Here is a 17,637-nt window from a genome sequence, read left to right on the forward strand (position 1 = left end):
CATACCTTGCGGGTATCGCGCGTGACCCACTTGGTCTTGGTGTCGCGGGGGAGCGGCACGCACGATCGGGACATGACAGAAACGAAGATCGCCCTGGTCACCGGGGCCAACAAGGGCATCGGCTACGAGATCGCGGCGGGCCTGGGCGCGCTCGGCTGGAGCGTCGGCGTCGGCGCCCGCGACGACGCCCGACGTGAGGAGGCGGTGACCCGGCTGCGGGCCGCCGGCGTCGACGCCTTCGGGGTGCCGCTGAACGTCACCGACGACCGCAGCGTCGCCGGGGCCGCCGAGCTGATCGCCAACCGGGCCGGGCGGCTGGACGCCCTGGTCAACAACGCCGGGATCACCGGCGGCTGGTCGCAGCAGCCCACCTCGGTCGACCTGTCGATCATCCGGACGGTCGTGGAGACCAACGTGCTCGGGGCCGTCCGCGTCACCAACGCCATGCTGCCGTTGCTGCGCCGCTCGGCCGCGCCGCGGATCGTGAACATGTCCAGCACCGTCGGCTCCCTGGCCCGGCAGTCGGGCCCCGACGGTGAGACCACCACCGGCCCGGTCGCGGTGGCCTACGCGCCCTCGAAGACGTTCCTCAACGCCGTGACGGTGCAGTACGCCCGGGAACTGGCGGACACGAACATCCTGATCAACGCCGCCTGCCCGGGGTTCGTCGCCACCGACCTGAACGGCTTCCGGGGCGTGCGCAGCCCGAAGGAAGGGGCGGCGACGGCCATCCGTCTCGCCACCCTGCCCGACGGCGGCCCCACCGGCGGCTTCTTCGAGGACGCCGGAGTGGTGCCCTGGTGACGACGGGTCCCTCGCCCACCACGCCCGTCCACCGCATGCCCACGAACTGGAGAAACTCATGAACATCGCCGTCCTCGGCACCGGAAAGGTCGGATCCGCCCTCGGGGCGGGCCTGGCGTCCTCGGGTCACCACGTCGTCTACGGATCACGAAATCCCGGCAAGACGCCCACCACGCTCAGCCAACGCGCGGCCGTGGCATCCGCCGACGTGGTCATCACGGCCCTTCCCGGTACGGCCGTCCTGAGCACCCTGGAGGAGATCGGCGAGGACGTCCTCGGCGACAAGATCGTGCTGGACCCGTCGGCGGCTCTGACACCGCAGATGACGATGGCCTACTACGGCGACAGCGTGGCAGGCCGGGTGCAGGCACGCTTTCCCCGCGCCCGGGTCGTCAAGGCGCTCAACACGATGAACTTCACGATCATGGTGGATCCGCAGGCCCGGCTGTCGTACGCGACGGTCTTCGTCAGCGGCGACGACCCGGCGGCCAAGCGCACGGTCAACGGGCTGCTGGCCGATCTGGGCTGGCCCCAGGAGTGGATCCTCGACCTCGGCGACATCGGCACCGCGTTGGCCACCGAGCACGCCGCGCCCTTGTTCTTCGCCACCGTCAGGGCGTTGCAGAGCCCCACGTTCAACATCGCTGTCCTTTCGGCCACGGCCACGGCCACGGCCACGCCGCGCCCCGCCCCCTCGGTAGGAGAACTGTGAGCACCCCCTTCACCGAATCCGCCGTCGGGCACTCTCTCGGTGGGCACACCGCCGCCATGCTCGCCGGTATGACGGTGACCAGCCGAGCGGACGGCACGGTGCTCGACCGGCGCGACGAGCGCGTCGTCGCCAGCGTCATCATGGCCGGCCCCGGCGACGGTGCGGACCTGGCCGGCTTCGCGGCCGAGCACTACCCGGACCTCGCCGGCACGCGCTTCGACACCATGACCGGGCAGGCCCTGGTCGTCGTCGGCGACAAGGACCACAACCCCATGTTCACCGACCGGGAGGACTGGCGCGCGGACGCCTACCACCGCAGCCCCGGCGGGAACAAGACGCTGCTCACCGTCTTCGGGGGCGAGCACATGCTCGGTGGCGTCTCCGGGTACGACGCCAACGAGACCACCGACGAGGATCCCGAGCGGGTCGCGGCGGTACGCGCCCTGATCTGGGCCTATCTGCGCAGCGCGCTCGTCCCCGGTGACCCGGCGTGGAGCCGCTCCGTGGCCGCCCTGGACGCCCGGGAGCATCCCTGGGGAAGCGTCGAAACGAGGACCTCCACCGCACAGGGGCAGCCCGGCTGACCGCAGACCCTCCGGTCGGGCGACGGTGGTGGAAGATCAGACCGTGCATACCTCGACACGTACGCGGGCCCTGTTGGGTGGGTTGGTCCTCGCGGTGGCCACCGTCGCCGTCTGGTGGGCCTGGCTCGGCTGGGACACCGAGTACACGTTCGACCCGGAGACCTCCTCGACCAGCGGCCCGTACGACACCTGGCAGGTCGTCGGGTGCGTGCTGTCCCTGGTGGCGCTCGCGGCCGTCGGCGGTTGGCTGTTGCGCCCCTGGCTGGTGGTGCCGGTGATGACGGTGGCGTTCACCGCCGCCTGGTCGTGGCGGGCGGCGACGAGCGACGACTCCGGCCTCTGGGTGATCGGCGGGGTCCTGATGCTGGTCGGGATGGCGACCGGCAGCACCGCGGTCAGCGCCGGAGCCAACCAGTTGCGCCGCCGCCGGGACCCGTCCCGGCGCTGACCGGTCAGACCCGTCCCGGCGCTGATCCGGTCAGCCGACCAGGCGGTGTTCCCAGGCCCAGGCGGCGATCTCCACCCGGTTGCGGGCGTCCAGCTTCGCCTGCACGCTGCCCAGGTGCGTCTTGACCGTGCCGACGGAGATGAAGAGCCGCGCGGCGATCTCCGCGTTCGTCGCGCCCCGCGCCGCCAGCCGCACCACGTCCAGCTCCCGGGGTGACAGGCCGCCGTCGTCGGCCGGGCCCGTCGCGGGCGGGTTCAGGTGCCGCAGCAGCCGTACGGTGATCGACGGGCTGATCAGCGCGTCGCCGGAGACGGCGGCCCGCACGGCCTCCACCAGCAGCGCGGGGCCGGAGTCCTTGAGCAGGAAGCCGCAGGCGCCGTTGCGCAGCGCGGTGTGCACGTACTCGTCGAGATCGAAGGTGGTCACGACGACCACACGGACGGGGTCGACGACGCCGGGGCCCGCGAGCTGGCGCAGGGCGTCCAGCCCGTTGAGCCTCGGCATCCGGATGTCCAGCAGGGCGACGTCGGGGCGGAGCCGGCGGGCCGCCTCGACCGCCTCGACACCGTCGGCGGCCTCGCCGACCAGCTCCATGTCCGGCTGCGCGTCAATGATCATCCCGAACCCGGTCCGCACCATGGCCTGGTCGTCGGCCACCAGCACCCTGATCATCGGCCGCTCCTCGCCTCGTCGACCCCGACGGGCAGCGGATCAGGCGACAGCGCGTCCGCCGGCAGCGGCCGGTCGTCCAGTGGCAGCGCCGCCAGCACGACCCAGCCTCCGTCGTCGCCGGGGCCGGCCCGCAGCCGCCCGCCCAGCGCCTCCACCCGCTCCGCCAGCCCGGCCAGCCCGAAACCCCGCCGGCCGCCGCGCCGCCCCGACCCGTCGTCGACCACCCGCACCAGCAACGACCGTGGCGTACGGCGCAGCCGCACGTCGACCCGGCTCGCCCCGGTGGCATGCCGCCGGACGTTCGTCAGCGCCTCCATCACCACCCGGTACGCCGAGGACGCCACGTCGACCGGCAGGCCGTCGAGCGGCCCGTCGGTGTGCAGGTGGGCCCGCGCCGGCCCGGCGGCGGTGAAGTCGGCGACCAGTTCCGGCAGGTCGGCCACCCCGGCCAGGGGCGCCATCGGGGCGTCGGGCGAAGCGTCGGGGTCGCGGAGCACCCCGACCATCCGGCGCATCGCCGCCATGGTCTCCGCGCCCGCGTGCTCGATGCGCTCCAACGCGGCCACCGCCCGCTCGGGGTCCTGTGCGGCGACGTACCGGGCGCCCTGCGCCTGGACCACGATGCCGGTGACGTGGTGGGCGATGAAGTCGTGCAGGTCCCGGGCGAACTCGGCGCGCTGCTCGGCGCGTACCGTCGCGAGCTGCCGCTGCCGGGCGTTGGCCACCAGCCGCAGGTACATGCCGGCGGCGGCGGCCCCGGCGGCCAGCAGCGCGTACCCCATGCCGATCAGCAGGTGGCCGTTGTCGACCCCGGCGCGCAGCGGCAGCAGGGTGACGGCGAGGCCGGTCGCGGCGACGGCGAACAGCGCCGGCACCGTGGCGGCCCGCCGGGCGACCACGAAGACCGTCCCGAGCAGCCCGCAGGACTCCGCCAACCCCCACATCTGGGCCGCCGTCAGCAGCGGCACCCGGCCGCCGAACCCGCCGCTGAGCCGCAGGTAGCCGTAGAGCACGGTGGTGGCCAGCGACCACACCGCCACCGCGCCGGCCGCCGCCGCCAGCCGGCGGGAGTGCTGCGGGTGCGCGGTCAGCCACACCGCCGCGGTGGCGACCGCCAGGGCGACCTGGGCCAGCGCGGCCGGCACGGCGAAGGTGCCGCCGACGGGGAAGATCCAACCGCCGCCGACGTCGGCCAACCCGAGGACGGCCATGGTGAGCAGGGCGGCGGCCTGCCCGGCCCGGTGCCACCGGCGGCGGGGAAGTGAGATCACCAGCCCACGGTAGCCACTCGGCCGGACCGGGGGATCTGCCGAAAGACGGACCCGGCGCACGGTGGGTCCGACTGCGGACCGATGCGCCCCCCACCTGCGGCAACGCAGGCTTGCCGGGTCCCGTCAGAGCTGGAGGAATCATGACCACCCACCATCCGGACCCGACCCCGGCCGTCGCGGCCGTCGACCTGGTCAAGGTGTACGGCAAGGCAGAAACGGCGGTACGCGCCCTCGACGGCGTCTCCGTCGGCTTTCGCCGCGCCGAGTTCACCGCGATCATGGGTCCGTCCGGCTCCGGCAAGTCCACCCTCATGCACTGCCTCGCGGGGCTGGACACGGCGACCTCGGGGCAGGTGCTGCTCGGCGGCACCGACCTGGGCCGGCAGTCCGACCGGGCGTTGACCCGGCTGCGCCGGGAACGGATCGGCTTCGTCTTCCAGGCGTTCAACCTGCTGCCGCAGCTCACGGCGGTGCAGAACATCACCCTCCCGCTCGACCTGGCCGGCCGGAAACCCGACCGGGAACTCCTCGCCCGCGTGGTGGACGCGCTGGGCATCGGCGACCGGCTGACCCACCGCCCCAGCGAGCTCTCCGGCGGTCAGCAGCAGCGGGTCGCGTTGGCCCGCGCGCTGGTCGCCCGCCCGGAGGTCGTCTTCGCCGACGAGCCGACCGGCAACCTGGACTCCCGCGCCGGGGCGGAGGTGCTCGACCTGCTCCGCGACTGCGTGCGTACCCTCGGTCAGACCGTGGTCATGGTCACCCACGACCCGGCCGCCGCCACGTACGCCGACCGGGTGGTGCTGCTGGCCGACGGCCGGATCGCCGGCGACCTGGCCTCGCCCGACCGCGCCTCGATCATCGCGGCCCTGCACGCCGTCTCCCTGCGCGGCGAGGCCCGGCACGAACGGATCCTGAACGACCCGGCCCTGGGCGACCCGGCGGTGACCCGGTGACCCGGCGCACGAGCCTGCTGCGCGCCCAACTCGTCGACGCGGCTCGCCGCCCGGCCCGGACCCTGCTGACCGGGCTGGCGGTGGTCGTCGCGGCGTTCGTGGTCTTCGGCAGCGTGCTGGGGTACCAGATCGCCGAGCGGACCGTGCTCGCCGACGTCGGCGGCACCCCGGCGGCGGTCGACCTGCTGGTCTCCGGCGAGGACGGGGTCAGCGCTGCGGCCCTCGCCGCGACCCGGAAGCTGCCGGGGGTGGCCGAGGCGGTGGGCCGCACCGACAGCTTCCACGAGTTCCCCGGCACCGGCGGCGACGGGATCTCCGTGTACGCCGACCCCGGCTCCGGCCCGCTCGCCACGGTCCGGCCGCGCTCCGGCGAGTACCCCGACGCGGCCGACGAGATCGCCGTCACCCCGCGCACCGCGCAGCGGCTCGGGCTCGCCGTCGGCGGCACGATCCGGCTGGCGGCGGCCGGGCGGGACGAGCCGGTCACGCTGACCGTCGTCGGCGTGGTGACGACCCGCGACGACTACGGCACGACCGGCTACACCACCGAGACCTTCGCCGCCCGCCTCGCCGGCCGGGACGGGCTGCGCCAGATCGAGCTGCGGCTCACCCCCGACGCCGACCCGGCCCAGGTCACCGCCGCCGTCACCGCCGCGCTGAGCCGCGCGACGCCGGCCGGCGCGCCGCCGGAGGTCCGCTCGGGCGCGGAGGTCCGCCAGGAGGAGGCCGAACGGGCCGTCGCGGGGGTCCGGAACCTCTTCGCCCTGGCCACGATGTTCATCGCGATCGCCGTGGTGGCCGCCGTCCTCGTCGCCGTCTCCACCTTCCGGATCGTCTTCGCCCAGCGGATGCGCCAGCTCGCCCTGCTGCGCGCCGTCGGGGCCGGCCGCGCCGGCCTGCTCCGGGCGCTGATCGCCGAGGGCGCGTTCACCGGCCTCGTCGCCGGCCTGGCCGGCGTGCTGGGCGCGTACGCCCTCGGCCACGCGCTGCCGCCGCTGCTGCGGGTCTTCGGCCTCGACGTGGCCGCACCCGGTCACCCGGCGGGGGCGGCGCTCGCCGTGGTCCTCGGCGCGGCCGGGGTCACCGCGCTGGCCGTGCTCGCGCCGGCCGTCACCGCCGTGCGGGTCGCCCCGCTGGAGGCGCTGCGCACGGCCAGCACCACGGCCGGTCGGCGCGGCATCGGCCGGCTCCGGCTGGTCACCGGGATCCTGCTGGCCGCCGGCGCGGCGCTGGTGGCAGCCCTGGTGGTGAGCATGCTGCCCGGCCCCAACCCGGAGAACTACGACCCGCTCGGGCCGCTGCTGGTGATCGTGGCGTCCGGCGCGCTGGCGTACGCCGCCCTGGTCGCCCTCGGGCCGCTGCTGGTGCGCCCGGCGCTGGCCGTGCTGGGCTGGCCGCTGCGCCGGCTCGGCCCCCTGGGCCGGCTCGCCGTCGGCGGTGTCGGCGGGGCTCCCCGCCGGGCGGCGGCGGTGGGCGTCGTCGTCGCGCTCGGGGTGACGCTGACCGCCGGCGCGCTGATCGGCGGCGCCACGCTCAACGCGCTGACGCGCGGGGAACTGGCCGGGATGGCCCCGGCCGACATCGGCGTCACCGCCCCCGACGCCGCCGCGCTGCCGACCGGGCTGGTGGAGCGGGTGCGGGCCGTCGGCGAACTGGACCGGGTGGTGCCGTACCGCAGCAGCACCGACGTGCGGGTCGACCAGGTGCAGCTCGACGGCCTCGCCGCCACCGACCTGGAGCTGCCCGCGCTGTCCACCTGGGGAGAGTTCGGGGTGAGCGCGGGCAGCCTCGCCGACGCCGGGCCGGGGCGGGTGGTGCTGCGCCGCAGCGTCGCCGAGGCGGCGGGCGTCGGAGCGGGCGACAGCGTGACGGTCGTGCGGGGCGACCGGTCGGTGCGGCTGCGGGTGGCCGCCACCATGGCCGACACCCCGCTGAGCGCCGGGCTGCTGGTCGACCCCGCCGACCTGGACCGGCTCGGCGTCCCGGCCGGGCCGACCGGGGTGCTGGCCGACGTGGCCGACGACGGCGAGCAGGCCCGCTCGGCGGCGGTACGGGCGCTGCGGGCCGCCGTCGGCCCCGAGGCGAGCATCCAGGTGCACGCCGACGACCGCGACGACCTCGACGGGCGGCTGCGCGAGCTGTCGACGGTGCTGCTCTGTCTGGTCGGCCTGACCGTGCTCGTCGCGGTGGTCGGCGTCGGCACCACCACCGGCCTGTCGGTGGTGGAGCGCACCCGGGAGTCGGGGCTGCTCCGGGCGGTCGGGATGTCGCGCCGCCGACTCGCGGCGATGCTGACCGTCGAGGCGGGGCTGTACGGCGTCGTCGGCGCCACCCTCGGCCTGCTGCTGGCCCTGCCGTACTCGTGGCTGGCCGTGGCGGCGGTCGATGCCCAGGTCTCCGTGGAGTTCCCCGCCGCCCCGCTTGCCCTGGTGGTGCTGGGGCTCGCGGCGGCGACGGCGCTGGCCGGCCTGCTCCCCGCGCGCCGGGCGAGCCGGGTGAGCCCGACGGTGGCCCTGGGCACCGGCGAGTGACCGCACCGGCGGCGGGCGTCCCTCACGGGGCGTCCGCCGCCATTCGTCAGACGGGGGCGGCGGGGGCGTCAACGGCTCGGTAGGGTGCCCCACCATGCGGGGTGGGGCCGGGCATACCGGGGGCGGCGCGCGGTGGTGGGATTCCGTTCCACCGCGCCGGGTCAGCCACCTCTCGGGCGTCGACCCGGAGCTGCTGCGGCTGGCCCTCGATCCGCTGCCGCCGGCCGCGCCGGCCGTGCTCGCCTACCGCCCCGAGCCCGGCCTGACCCTCGACGGCCTGGTCGCCGCCGTGCTCGACGAGTGGGAGGCCGCCGCCCAGGCGCTGCTGCCGCGCTGGCTGCCCGACGCCGACCGGTTCGACGGCGGCACCGCGCTCGGCCGGGCGGCCCTGCGGAGCCTCGCCGGTCGCGTCGCCGCCCGCTCCGACCACTTCGGCCCGTTCCTCGCCGACCTGGCCGAGCGGCCCAGCACTCCCCGGACGGCGGCCGGCGTCGGCGGCCGGGCCCGGCGTCGCTCGCGCTTTCCCCCCGAGGTACGCGCCGCGGGCCTGGCCCGGGTCCTCGCCGACGCGTACGGCCGGGACGCCCTGGCGCTGCTGGTCGAGCCGCCGCAGGGCGCCGGGCCGCAGGACGAGCGGGTGCTGGTGGCGGGGGCCGAGTGGCTGGCGCAGCACGGCCGGTGCGCCGTCTGGCTCGCCGGTCCGCTCGGCCACGGCACGGATCGCGTCCGGTCGGTGCCGGTCGCGCTCCCGGCGCACCTGGTCGAGTTGGCGCAGGGCCCCCGTCGGGTTTCCGACGACGACGCGACGGGCGGGACCGGCCTGGCGTACCCGCCGGTGGCCGGGACGCCGCGCCCGGACAGCGCCGCCGAGCAGGCCCTGGAACGGGCCCTCGCCCCGCACGACTGGGCCCGGGGCCGGCGGTGGAACCATGTCTACGAGTGGCACCCGCTGGGCCGGTCGTACCGATTGGATGTCTTCTGGTCGGTCGAGGGTCTTGCGGTCGAGGTGGACGGCCCGGAGCATCGGGGGCGCATGATGTTCGCCGACGACCGGCGGCGCGACGTCCAGCTCCAACTGCTCGGGCTCGACGTGCTCCGGTTCACCAACGAGCAGGTGCTGGCCGACGTCGAGGCCGTGGCCCGGAGCATCCGGGACCTGCTGGCCCGGCGGCGCGCGGCCGGCGCGCACCCCGTACAGGAATGAGGCACCATGTCGAGCGACACCGCTGAGCTTCCGAAGCTGACTCCCAACCAGATCAACGCGCTGGTCGTGCTGATGGTGGAGGCGCGGAAGCTGAGCAACGCCGAGCTGCGGGAGCTGGCCGGCTTCACCCTCACCGGCAAGGACAACAAGGCGTTGGTCGACCTCGGCCTGGTCGAGACCGACAAGTCCCGTCGTACGTTCAGCCACGAGCTGACCGACGAGGGCTGGCGGGTGATGCGCGAGCTGCACACCGGCGCCCCGCCCAAGGCGGGCAAGTCGGCCAGCCGGTCCCTGTTCACCCTGCTGACGAACCTGCACCGGGGCCTGGACCGGCTCCGGATCAGCCACGCCGACTTCTTCAAGCAGACCGGCACCGCGCCGCCGCAGCTCGCCGAGGCCACCGTCGCGCCGGCCACCACCGTCGCGCCGGCCGCGGCAGCCGAGGCCGCCGCGCCCACGAGGCCCGCCACCACCGCCCCCGGCGGCGGCGACGTGGCGGAGCTGATCCGGGCCGCGTACTGGCAGCTGGCCAAGGCCCCCGGCGGCTGGGTCGGCCTGGCCGACCTGCGCGAGCGCCTCGGCGACACCGACCGGGCCGCCGTGGACGCCGCGCTGCGGGCGCTGGTCCGCCAGCCCGGCGTACGGATCATCCCGGTCGCCAACAGCAAGTCGCTGACCGCCCGGGACCGGGCGGCGGCGGTACGCATCGGCGAGGAGGACAACCACATGCTGTCGATCGGGGCGGCATGATCGGCGACGACGAGCGCACCGCGCTGGAGGCGTTGACGTTCAACCCGGCGGTGACCCCGGACGACGTCTGGCGTCCCGCCCCGCACGACGTGCCGGAGCTGCACGAGCGGGTGGTCGCCGAGATCCTGCGCGGGGTGGCACGGGCCCGCACCGACGACACCAGCCGCCCCCTCGGGGTGGCCATGCAGGGCCGGGCCGGGTCCGGCAAGACCCACCTGCTCGGCGCGGTCCGCGAGCGCATCCAGCGCGACGGCGGCTACTTCTTCCTGGTCAACATGGTCAGCGGGAAGACGTTCTGGGCGAGCGTCGCGCTGGCCATGGTGGAGGGGATGGGCCGGGAGGGCTACGGCTGGGGCACCCAGCTGCGCAAGTTCCTGCGCCGGCTCACCTCGCAGCTCGGCATCCCGGCCGAGGTCCGCGACGCGGTGGCCGGCCTGCGACCGCTCAGCCGCGACGACCTGGACACCTTCATCCGGGCCCTGCGGACCCACCACCGGGAGGTGGGCCGGGACTGCCAGGACACCGCGCGGGCCCTGGTGCTGCACGGCTCCCGGGACTTCGACGACCAGGACGTCGGGTACGCCCACCTGATCAGCGAGCCCGGCGACCCGGCGGGCCGGGCGGCCTGGGGGCTGACTCCCCGGCTCTGCACCCCGCAACAGATCGTCCAGGACATCTCCCGACTGATGGCGTTGACGCTGGACCCGACGGTGATCGCCCTCGACCAGCTCGACACCCTCTTCGCCCAGACCAGCACCTCGATGTTCGACCCGCGCGCCGAGCTGGACGAAGCCCAGGCGACCGCGTTCGGGCCGATCGCCGACGGGCTGCTGACCCTGCGCGACGTGACCCGCCGGTCGCTGGTGGTGGTCTCCTGCCTGCCCGACACCTGGGAGCTGCTGATCCGCAGCGCGCCCACCTCGGTCGCGGACCGGTTCCGCGTCTCCGTTCTGCCGGACCGCATCCCCACCCCGGAGATCGGGCTGGCCATCGTGGAGAAGCGCTTCACCGCCGCGTTCGCCGCGCTGCGCTTCACGCCCCCGACCCCGACGTGGCCGGTCAGCCCGCAGGCGTTCGCCGACGCCCCGAACCTGACCCCCCGGGCGCTGCTGCGCCGGGTGGACCGGCACGTCTCCTGGTGCCGCGACGCCGACGAGGTAGCGGTGTTGGAGCGGCTGATCGACGGCGGCGAACCGCCGCCGGCACCGGCGCCGGCGACCGGGGCGGTGGACCTGCGGCCGTTGGACGAGCGGTTCGCCCGGCTGGTCGAGGCCGCCGACGTGGGCCCGGCGCTCGACCACCGCACCGAGGACGAGCACCTGCCGCCGCTGCTGGCCGCCGGGCTGGCCGCCTGGATCGCCGAGCAGGCCCCGACCGGGGCCACGTACAAGCACGACCCGCCGCCGGGGCGCCGGCCGGCGCTGCACGGCCGGCTGATCGAGGTGCTGGACGAGGCCACCGAGAACGAGGCGCACTGGTGCTTCCGGGCCATCGCCCACTCGAACGCCGTCGCCACGATCGCCCGGATCAGGGCGGCCTCCACGATGGCGGGGCTGGACCGGCAGTACCCGCAGCGCCGGCTGGTGCTGCTGCGCAACGGCCCCTGGCCGACGGGGAAGCGTACGGCCGAGGTGCTGGCGGCGTTCCACGCCTCCGGCGGGACGAGCTGCCCGGTGCCGGAGGCGGACCTGCGGGTCTTCGCGGCGCTGCGCGAGCTGGGCGCGCGCCCGGACGCGGCGTACCAGGAGTGGTTGGTGGCCCGCCGCCCGGCCGGCGGCACCGCCCTGTTCCGCGCGGTCCTCGGCGACCCGGACAGCGCGCCGGCCGTCAACGGTGCCGGCGACCCGGAGAGCGCGCCGGCCGTCACCGGCCCCGGCGGGTCGTCGACCCCGCAGCGGGCCGAGGGGACGGGACCGGGTTCCACCGTTGGGTCGGCGGCGGGCCGGGGTGACCCGCCAGCGTCGCGTACCGCAGACGGGTCGGTGTCGGATCGTGCCGGCGACGGCCGGCCGGCGGGCGACGGGGGCGCGACGATCCGGCTGGGGCACACCACCGAGCGGCGGGAGCCGTTCCACCTCAACCTGGAGTCGCTGCGCCGGCACACCGTGATCTTCGCCGGCTCCGGCTCCGGCAAGACGGTGCTGATCCGGCGGATCGTCGAGGAGTGCGCCCGGCAGGGGGTCTCCGCGATCGTGCTGGACCCGAACAACGACCTGGCCCGGCTGGGCGAGGCGTGGCCGCAGCCGCCGGCTGGCTGGGGGCCGGGCGACGACGAGGCGGCCCGGGACTACCTGGCGGACACCGAGGTCGTGGTCTGGACGCCCCGGGTCGTCGCCGGCCGACCGCTGAGCTTCCAGCCGCTGCCCGACTTCGGCCCGGTGCGGGACTCGCCCGACGAGTTCGACCAGGCGATCCGCTCGGCGGTGGAGGCGCTCGCGCCCCGCGCCGGGGTGGACCGCCCCACCCGGCTGGCCCAGCAGGGCAAGGCCGTGCTGACGGAGGCGCTGCTGGCCTACGCCAGGACCGGCATGGTGGGCCTGCCCGGCTTCACCGAGTTCCTCACCGACCTGCCCGACGGGGTGAGCCGGCTGGCGCGGGCCGACAAGCTGGCCCTGGAGCTGGCCGAGGCACTGAAGGCGGCAATGGTCACCGACCCGCTCTTCGGCGGCGCCGGCGCCCCGGCCGACCCGGGTCTGCTGCTCACCCCGGCGCCCGGCAAGCGGGCCCGGGTGTCGGTGGTCAGCTTCGTCGGGCTCACCTCCGACCAGGAGCGGCAGAGCTTCGTCAACCAGTTGCAGATGGCGCTCTTCGCCTGGATCAAGCGGCACCCCGCCGGGGACCGCCCGCTGGGTGGGCTCTTCGTCATGGACGAGGCGCAGACGCTCGTCCCGTCCAACGGGGGCACCGCCTGCACGGCCAGCTCCATCGCGCTGGCCTCGCAGGCCCGCAAGTACGGCCTCGGGCTGGTCTTCGCCACCCAGGCCCCGAAGGGCCTGCACAACCGGATCTCCGGCAACGCCACCACCCAGTTCTTCGGCCTGCTCAACGCCCCCGCGCAGATCGATGCGGCCCGGCAGCTCGCCGAGGCCAAGGGCGGCCGGATGCCGGACATCGGGCTGTTGACCAGCGGCCAGTTCTACGTGGCGGGGGAGGGCTTCCCGTTCGTCAAGGTCGACACCCCGCTCTGCCTGACCCACCACCCCAAGGCGCCGCTGACGCCCGAGGAGGTGATCGACCGGGCCGGCTGACCCGCGCCGGCTGACCCGCGCCGGACGGCCTGACCCCGTGCCGGGCGGAGGGCGTGACCGCGTGCCGGCGGTTGGCGTGGCCGCGTGCCGGGCGGTTGGTGTGGCGCGTGCCGGGCGGTTGGCGTGGCCGCGTGCCGGGTCCCGGCGGCACGCGGCCGGTCCCTAGTACGCCAACTCGACCGGCCGGCCGAGCAACTGGGCGCCGTTGTTGCCCAGCCAGCCCTCGGCCGCCGCCGCGTGCTGGCCGAAGGTGTGCATGTCCCGGAAGCGGCGCTGCACCGGCGACGAGTCCCGGGCCGCGCCGCCCCCGCCCGCCCGGTAGCAGGCGTCCACGGCGGCGGTGGCGGCCTGCGTCACCCAGGGCAGGCTCGCCGAGATTCGCGGGCGCAGCGCGTCGATCGCGGCCGGGTCGTTGTCGCAGGCCGCCCAGAAGAGCTCGTCGGCCAGCGACCGCAGCAGCGCGCGGGCGGCCCGGACGGTCAGGTCGGTCCGGCCGAGCTGCACCCGGAAGGCCGGCGAGTCGGCCAGCGACTGCCGGGCGTACAACCGCTGCCGGCCGCCGCCGAGCTGGGCGACGGTCTCGTCCAGGGCGCCCTGGGCGATCCCGACGGCCACCGCGCCCAGGTGCAGCACGAACTGGGCCAGCGGGGCGACGAAGCCCGGCCCCGGCACGCACGGGGTGCCGGTGAACAGGTCGAAGCTCTGCTCCACCGGGCAGAACACCCAGTCCACCTGCACGTCGTGGCTGCCGGTGCCGCGCAGCCCCAGGGAGTGCCAGGTGTCCGGCACCGTCACCTGGTGGGCCGGCAGCAGCATCGAGCGGAGCTGCCCCGGCTGCCCGTCCGGGCCGGGCAGCGGCTGACCGTCGCCGGTGAGCAGGCAGTTGCCGAAGATCCAGTCCGCGTGCCGGGCGCCGCTGGCGAACCCCCACCGCCCGGTGACCTGGAACCCACCGTCGGCCAGCTCGGCGCGGCCCTGGGGGGCGAAACCGCCGGCCACCACGACGTCCGGGCCCTGCGCGTAGAGCTTGTCGAACCGGTCCCGGGGCAGCAGCGCCAGCAGGTGCGGGGTCTCCGCGCCGATCATCACCGTCCAACCGGTGGAGCCGTCGGCGCGGGCCAACTCCTCCAGCACGGCAAGGCCGGTGTGCGGGTCCGCCTCGTACCCGCCGTGGCTGCGCGGCACGAACATCCGGAAGCAGCCGGCGGCCCGGAGCTGGGCGAGCAGGTCGGCGGGGAGTTCCCGGGCCGCCTCGATCTCCTCGGCCCGCCGCCTCAACTCCGGGGCCAGCTCGCGTACCGCGCCGATCAGTCGCGTCCGGTCCTGGTCGTCCATGGCTGCCTCCTGCTCACTGGCGTCGCGGCGTCACTGCCGACGCCTGCGGGGTGACGGCACCAACCTGCGGTACCGACCACCACACGGTCGGCCGCCCGGCGTCCCGGCGGGAAGGGACGGTAGTACCGGCCGGTCGGGCGTCTCGGCGGCCTCGCGACTGAGCCGTGGGCGTCGGGGGAAGGCGCTCGTGCGCTCCGGCGGGCTCCCTATGCTCGGGGGATGGACTTGCGGATCTTCACCGAACCCCAACAGGGCGCCAGCTACGACCAGTTGCTCGCCGTGGCCCGCTGCGCGGAGGACGCCGGCTACGACGCCTTCTTCCGCTCCGACCACTACCTGATGATGGGGGAGGCGAGCGGGGAACCGGGCCCGACCGACGCCTGGACCACCCTGGCCGGCCTGGCCCGGGAGACGTCCCGGATCCGGCTCGGCACCCTGATGACCGCCGCCACGTTCCGGCTGCCCGGCCCGCTGGCGATCACCGTCGCCCAGGTCGACCAGATGAGCGGCGGCCGGGTGGAGCTGGGCATCGGCACCGGCTGGTACGCCGACGAGCACACCGCGTACGGCATCCCGTTCCCGTCGGTCGGCGAGCGGTTCGACCGGCTGGAGGAGCAGCTCGCGGTCATCACCGGGCTCTGGGCGACGCCCTCCGGTCAGACGTTCGACTTCGCCGGCCGCCACTACCCGGTGACCGGCTCGCCGGCCCTGCCCAAGCCGGTGCAGCAGCCACGCCCACCGATTCTGCTCGGCGGCATGGGGCCCAAGCGCACGCCCCGCCTCGCGGCCCGCTACGCCGACGAGTTCAACCTGCCGTTCGTCTCCGTCGCCGACACCGTGGCCCAGTTCGAGCGGGTCCGGGCCGCCTGCGCCGACATCGGCCGCGACCCGGCGGAGATGCGCTGGTCGAACGCGCTGGTGCTGTGCTGCGGCCGGGACGAGGCGGAGATCCGGCGGCGGGCCGAGGCGATCGGCCGGGAGCCGGCCGAGCTGCGCGAGAACGGTCTCGCCGGCACCCCGGCCGAGGTCGTCGACAAGATCGGCCGGTACGCGGAGGCGGGCAGCGAGCGCATCTACCTGCAGCTGCTCGATCTGGCGGACCTGGACCAGGTCGAGCTGGTCGCCGCCGAGGTGATGCCCCAACTCTGAGCGGGCTACGCGCGCCCCGCGCCCCCGCCTTTCGTCGCCCCGCCTTTCGTCGCCCGCGCCGCTCTTCACCGCCTGCGCCGCCTTTCACCGCCCCGCGCTGCCCTTCGCCGCCCCGCGCCGCGTGCGCCGTCGTCGGCGATTCCGGCACGCGGTGCACTCCGGGGTGTCCGGGCCCACCTTGATCCACTCAATGTGCGGCACAACGGGCTTTTTTTCGCTCCTGGAGAGCGCGATATGCCGTACGTGGAGAGGGCCAAGGGGGATTCCGGGGGGCGGGCCAGGCCAGCCATGACGGCTAGACCTGCCCGGTTGGCTGCACTCCGGGGGCGTTCCCACGCCCCGGCTGCGCGTATGCGGGGCCGAGGAATCCAGTGGAGGGCTTGATCCCTTCAGCGAGCCCGAATGTCGGGAACCATGTTCCACTCGACGGGAAACATGAAGATCTTGGTAGGAAACGGCCCCTATGGGGGCCATTTGGCTCCAAGATCTCCGGGGCGGGGCGGGGCGGGGCGGGGCGGGGCGGGGCGGGCTTGTCGAGGGCGGCGTTGATGTCGGTGGGACTCGGGGTGGGTGGGGGTGCGGTCTCGGACGGGGGTGCGGGTGGGTTTCGGGACGGGCGGGGGTGCGGGATGATGCCCGGGCGAAGGGGGGACGCCGTGGGCGCAGGGGAACAGGGACCACCGGCCGGCGTGCCGGAGCGCAACTGGGCCGGCAACGTCCGGTACGCGGCGGCGCGGCGGCACCGCCCGTCCAGCGTGGACGAGCTGCGCCGGCTGGTCGCCGGCAGCGAGCGGGTCCGGGCGGTCGGCAGCGGGCACTCGTTCAACCGGTTCGGTGACACCGTCGGGGACCTGGTGTCGCTGGCCGGGCTGCCGCCCACCGTCGAGGTGGACCCGCGGCGGCGCAGGGTGACGGTGGCCGCCGCCGTGCGCTACGGCGACCTGGCCACCCAACTGCACGCCGCCGGGTACGCCCTGCCGACCATGGCGTCGCTGCCGCACATCTCGGTGGCCGGCGCGGTGGCCACCGCCACCCACGGTTCCGGCAACGATATCGGCAACCTGGCCACCGCCGTGGCAGCCCTGGAACTGGTCACCGCCGACGGGGACCTGCTGACCGTACGCCGGGAGGCCGACGGCGACCGGTTCGCCGGGATGGTGGTGGGGCTGGGCGCGCTGGGCGTGGTCACCCGGGTCACCCTGGACGTGGTGCCCGCCTTCGACGTGCGGCAGTACGTCCGGCTCGACCTGCCGCGCCCGGCGCTGGACGAGGCGTTCGCGTCGGCGTACAGCGTGAGTCTCTTCACCGACTGGCGCGGCGGCCGGATCGGTCAGGTGTGGCGCAAGCAGCTCGCGGACGCCCCGCCGCCGGCCGCCGACTGGCTGGGCACCACGGCGGCGGCCGGGCCGGTGCATCCGGTGCCCGGCATGCCCACGGAGAACTGCACCGCCCAGCTCGGCGAGCCCGGCCCGTGGCACGACCGGCTGCCGCACTTCCGGCTCGGCTTCACCCCGAGCAGCGGCGACGAGTTGCAGTCGGAGTACCACCTGCCCCGGGCGGCGGCGGCCGAGGCGCTGGCCGCCCTGGACCCGGTGGCGGAGCGGATTGCCGAGGTGCTCCAGGTCTGCGAGCTGCGTACGGTGGCCGCCGACGAGCTGTGGCTGAGCCCGCAGTACCGGCGGGACAGCCTCGCCGTGCACTTCACCTGGGTCGACGATGCCGACGCGGTGGCCCCGGTGCTGGCCGAGGTGGAGGGGCGGCTGGCCCCGTTCACGCCCCGCCCGCACTGGGGGAAGGTCTTCACGCTGGACCCGGCGGCGGTCGCCGCCGCGTACCCTCGGCATGCCGACTTCCTGGCGCTGCTGCGCGAGGCCGACCCGGCGGGCAAGTTCCGCACCCCGCTGCTGGACCGCTACTTCCCCCGCGACTGACCCCGACCCCGCGACTGACCCCGACCCCGCGACTGACCCCGACCC

At 75.4% G+C, this 17,637-nt stretch carries 14 protein-coding genes; 11 read left to right on the top strand and 3 right to left on the bottom strand.

Going from position 1 to position 17,637, the window contains the following annotated elements; translation table 11 throughout:
- Window positions 1-72 precede the first annotated feature (72 nt).
- The 4 genes from ACLQ2V_RS26070 to ACLQ2V_RS26085 are packed head-to-tail and all read left to right on the top strand — an operon-like array spanning window position 73 to window position 2,548.
- Window positions 73-804 carry an SDR family oxidoreductase gene (locus ACLQ2V_RS26070; protein ID WP_425721215.1) on the top strand — a complete coding sequence of 244 codons (732 nt, stop codon included), beginning with the start codon at window positions 73-75 and terminating at the stop codon, window positions 802-804.
- Window positions 805-862: 58 nt separating this feature from the next.
- Window positions 863-1,516 (top strand): NADPH-dependent F420 reductase, encoded by a 654-nt coding sequence (locus tag ACLQ2V_RS26075; RefSeq protein WP_425721216.1) that lies wholly within the window; start codon window positions 863-865, stop codon window positions 1,514-1,516.
- Window positions 1,513-2,100, top strand: coding sequence for a hypothetical protein (locus tag ACLQ2V_RS26080; RefSeq protein ID WP_425721217.1), 588 nt, complete (start codon window positions 1,513-1,515; stop codon window positions 2,098-2,100). The genes ACLQ2V_RS26075 and ACLQ2V_RS26080 overlap by 4 nt, the downstream gene beginning before the upstream one ends.
- Before the next feature lie 43 nt (window positions 2,101-2,143).
- Window positions 2,144-2,548: a hypothetical protein gene (locus ACLQ2V_RS26085; RefSeq protein WP_425721218.1), complete on the top strand. Its 405-nt coding sequence runs from the start codon at window positions 2,144-2,146 to the stop codon at window positions 2,546-2,548.
- A gap of 30 nt (window positions 2,549-2,578) precedes the next feature.
- Here the strand turns inward: ACLQ2V_RS26085 and ACLQ2V_RS26090 are convergent, their stop codons facing one another.
- Window positions 2,579-3,220, bottom strand: coding sequence for a response regulator (locus ACLQ2V_RS26090; RefSeq protein WP_425721219.1), 642 nt, complete (start codon window positions 3,218-3,220; stop codon window positions 2,579-2,581).
- Entirely contained in the window at window positions 3,217-4,491 is a 1,275-nt protein-coding gene (locus ACLQ2V_RS26095) for a sensor histidine kinase (RefSeq protein WP_425721220.1), read from the bottom strand. The genes ACLQ2V_RS26090 and ACLQ2V_RS26095 overlap by 4 nt, the downstream gene beginning before the upstream one ends.
- Window positions 4,492-4,631: 140 nt before the next feature.
- Here ACLQ2V_RS26095 and ACLQ2V_RS26100 point away from each other — a divergent pair, with 140 nt between their 5' ends.
- The 5 genes from ACLQ2V_RS26100 to ACLQ2V_RS26120 all read left to right on the top strand — a co-directional run bounded on the left by ACLQ2V_RS26100 (window position 4,632) and on the right by ACLQ2V_RS26120 (window position 13,177).
- The gene (locus tag ACLQ2V_RS26100; protein ID WP_425721221.1) at window positions 4,632-5,444 is read left to right on the top strand and encodes an ABC transporter ATP-binding protein; all 813 of its coding nucleotides are present in this window, start codon (window positions 4,632-4,634) and stop codon (window positions 5,442-5,444) included.
- Window positions 5,441-7,975, top strand: coding sequence for an FtsX-like permease family protein (locus tag ACLQ2V_RS26105; protein WP_425721222.1), 2,535 nt, complete (start codon window positions 5,441-5,443; stop codon window positions 7,973-7,975). Before ACLQ2V_RS26100 ends, ACLQ2V_RS26105 begins: the two co-directional genes overlap by 4 nt.
- Before the next feature lie 94 nt (window positions 7,976-8,069).
- On the top strand, window positions 8,070-9,179 hold the full coding sequence (locus ACLQ2V_RS26110) for a DUF559 domain-containing protein (protein WP_425721223.1): 1,110 nt from the start codon (window positions 8,070-8,072) through the stop codon (window positions 9,177-9,179).
- A 6-nt stretch (window positions 9,180-9,185) separates the two neighbouring features.
- Window positions 9,186-9,929, top strand: a complete 744-nt coding sequence (locus ACLQ2V_RS26115; protein ID WP_425721224.1) for a hypothetical protein — start codon at window positions 9,186-9,188, stop codon at window positions 9,927-9,929.
- A complete protein-coding gene (locus tag ACLQ2V_RS26120; protein WP_425721225.1) occupies window positions 9,926-13,177 on the top strand; it encodes a helicase HerA domain-containing protein in 3,252 nt (1,083 codons plus the stop codon). Before ACLQ2V_RS26115 ends, ACLQ2V_RS26120 begins: the two co-directional genes overlap by 4 nt.
- Before the next feature lie 162 nt (window positions 13,178-13,339).
- On the opposite strand, the gene ACLQ2V_RS26125 is transcribed toward ACLQ2V_RS26120, so the two are convergent.
- On the bottom strand, window positions 13,340-14,512 hold the full coding sequence (locus ACLQ2V_RS26125) for an acyl-CoA dehydrogenase family protein (protein ID WP_425721226.1): 1,173 nt from the start codon (window positions 14,510-14,512) through the stop codon (window positions 13,340-13,342).
- Between the two features lie 219 nt (window positions 14,513-14,731).
- On the opposite strand from ACLQ2V_RS26125, the gene ACLQ2V_RS26130 reads away from it, so the two are divergent.
- Entirely contained in the window at window positions 14,732-15,661 is a 930-nt protein-coding gene (locus ACLQ2V_RS26130) for an LLM class F420-dependent oxidoreductase (protein ID WP_425721227.1), read from the top strand.
- Between the two features lie 689 nt (window positions 15,662-16,350).
- Window positions 16,351-17,592 (top strand): FAD-binding protein, encoded by a 1,242-nt coding sequence (locus ACLQ2V_RS26135; RefSeq protein WP_425721248.1) that lies wholly within the window; start codon window positions 16,351-16,353, stop codon window positions 17,590-17,592.
- Window positions 17,593-17,637: the final 45 nt, after the last annotated feature.

Source organism: Micromonospora sp. DT233 (genome assembly GCF_049841815.1).
Classification (GTDB): domain Bacteria; phylum Actinomycetota; class Actinomycetes; order Mycobacteriales; family Micromonosporaceae; genus Micromonospora.

Bases quoted from the DNA above. Each gene is read 5' to 3' on its own strand.
- ACLQ2V_RS26070 (WP_425721215.1), top strand. From the start codon at position 73: ATGACAGAAACGAAGATCGCCCTGGTCACCGGGGCCAACAAGGGCATC.
- ACLQ2V_RS26075 (WP_425721216.1), top strand. From the start codon at position 863: ATGAACATCGCCGTCCTCGGCACCGGAAAGGTCGGATCCGCCCTCGGG.
- ACLQ2V_RS26090 (WP_425721219.1), bottom strand. From the start codon at position 3,220: ATGATCAGGGTGCTGGTGGCCGACGACCAGGCCATGGTGCGGACCGGG.
- ACLQ2V_RS26100 (WP_425721221.1), top strand. From the start codon at position 4,632: ATGACCACCCACCATCCGGACCCGACCCCGGCCGTCGCGGCCGTCGAC.
- ACLQ2V_RS26110 (WP_425721223.1), top strand. From the start codon at position 8,070: ATGCGGGGTGGGGCCGGGCATACCGGGGGCGGCGCGCGGTGGTGGGAT.
- ACLQ2V_RS26115 (WP_425721224.1), top strand. From the start codon at position 9,186: ATGTCGAGCGACACCGCTGAGCTTCCGAAGCTGACTCCCAACCAGATC.
- ACLQ2V_RS26120 (WP_425721225.1), top strand. From the start codon at position 9,926: ATGATCGGCGACGACGAGCGCACCGCGCTGGAGGCGTTGACGTTCAAC.
- ACLQ2V_RS26125 (WP_425721226.1), bottom strand. From the start codon at position 14,512: ATGGACGACCAGGACCGGACGCGACTGATCGGCGCGGTACGCGAGCTG.
- ACLQ2V_RS26130 (WP_425721227.1), top strand. From the start codon at position 14,732: ATGGACTTGCGGATCTTCACCGAACCCCAACAGGGCGCCAGCTACGAC.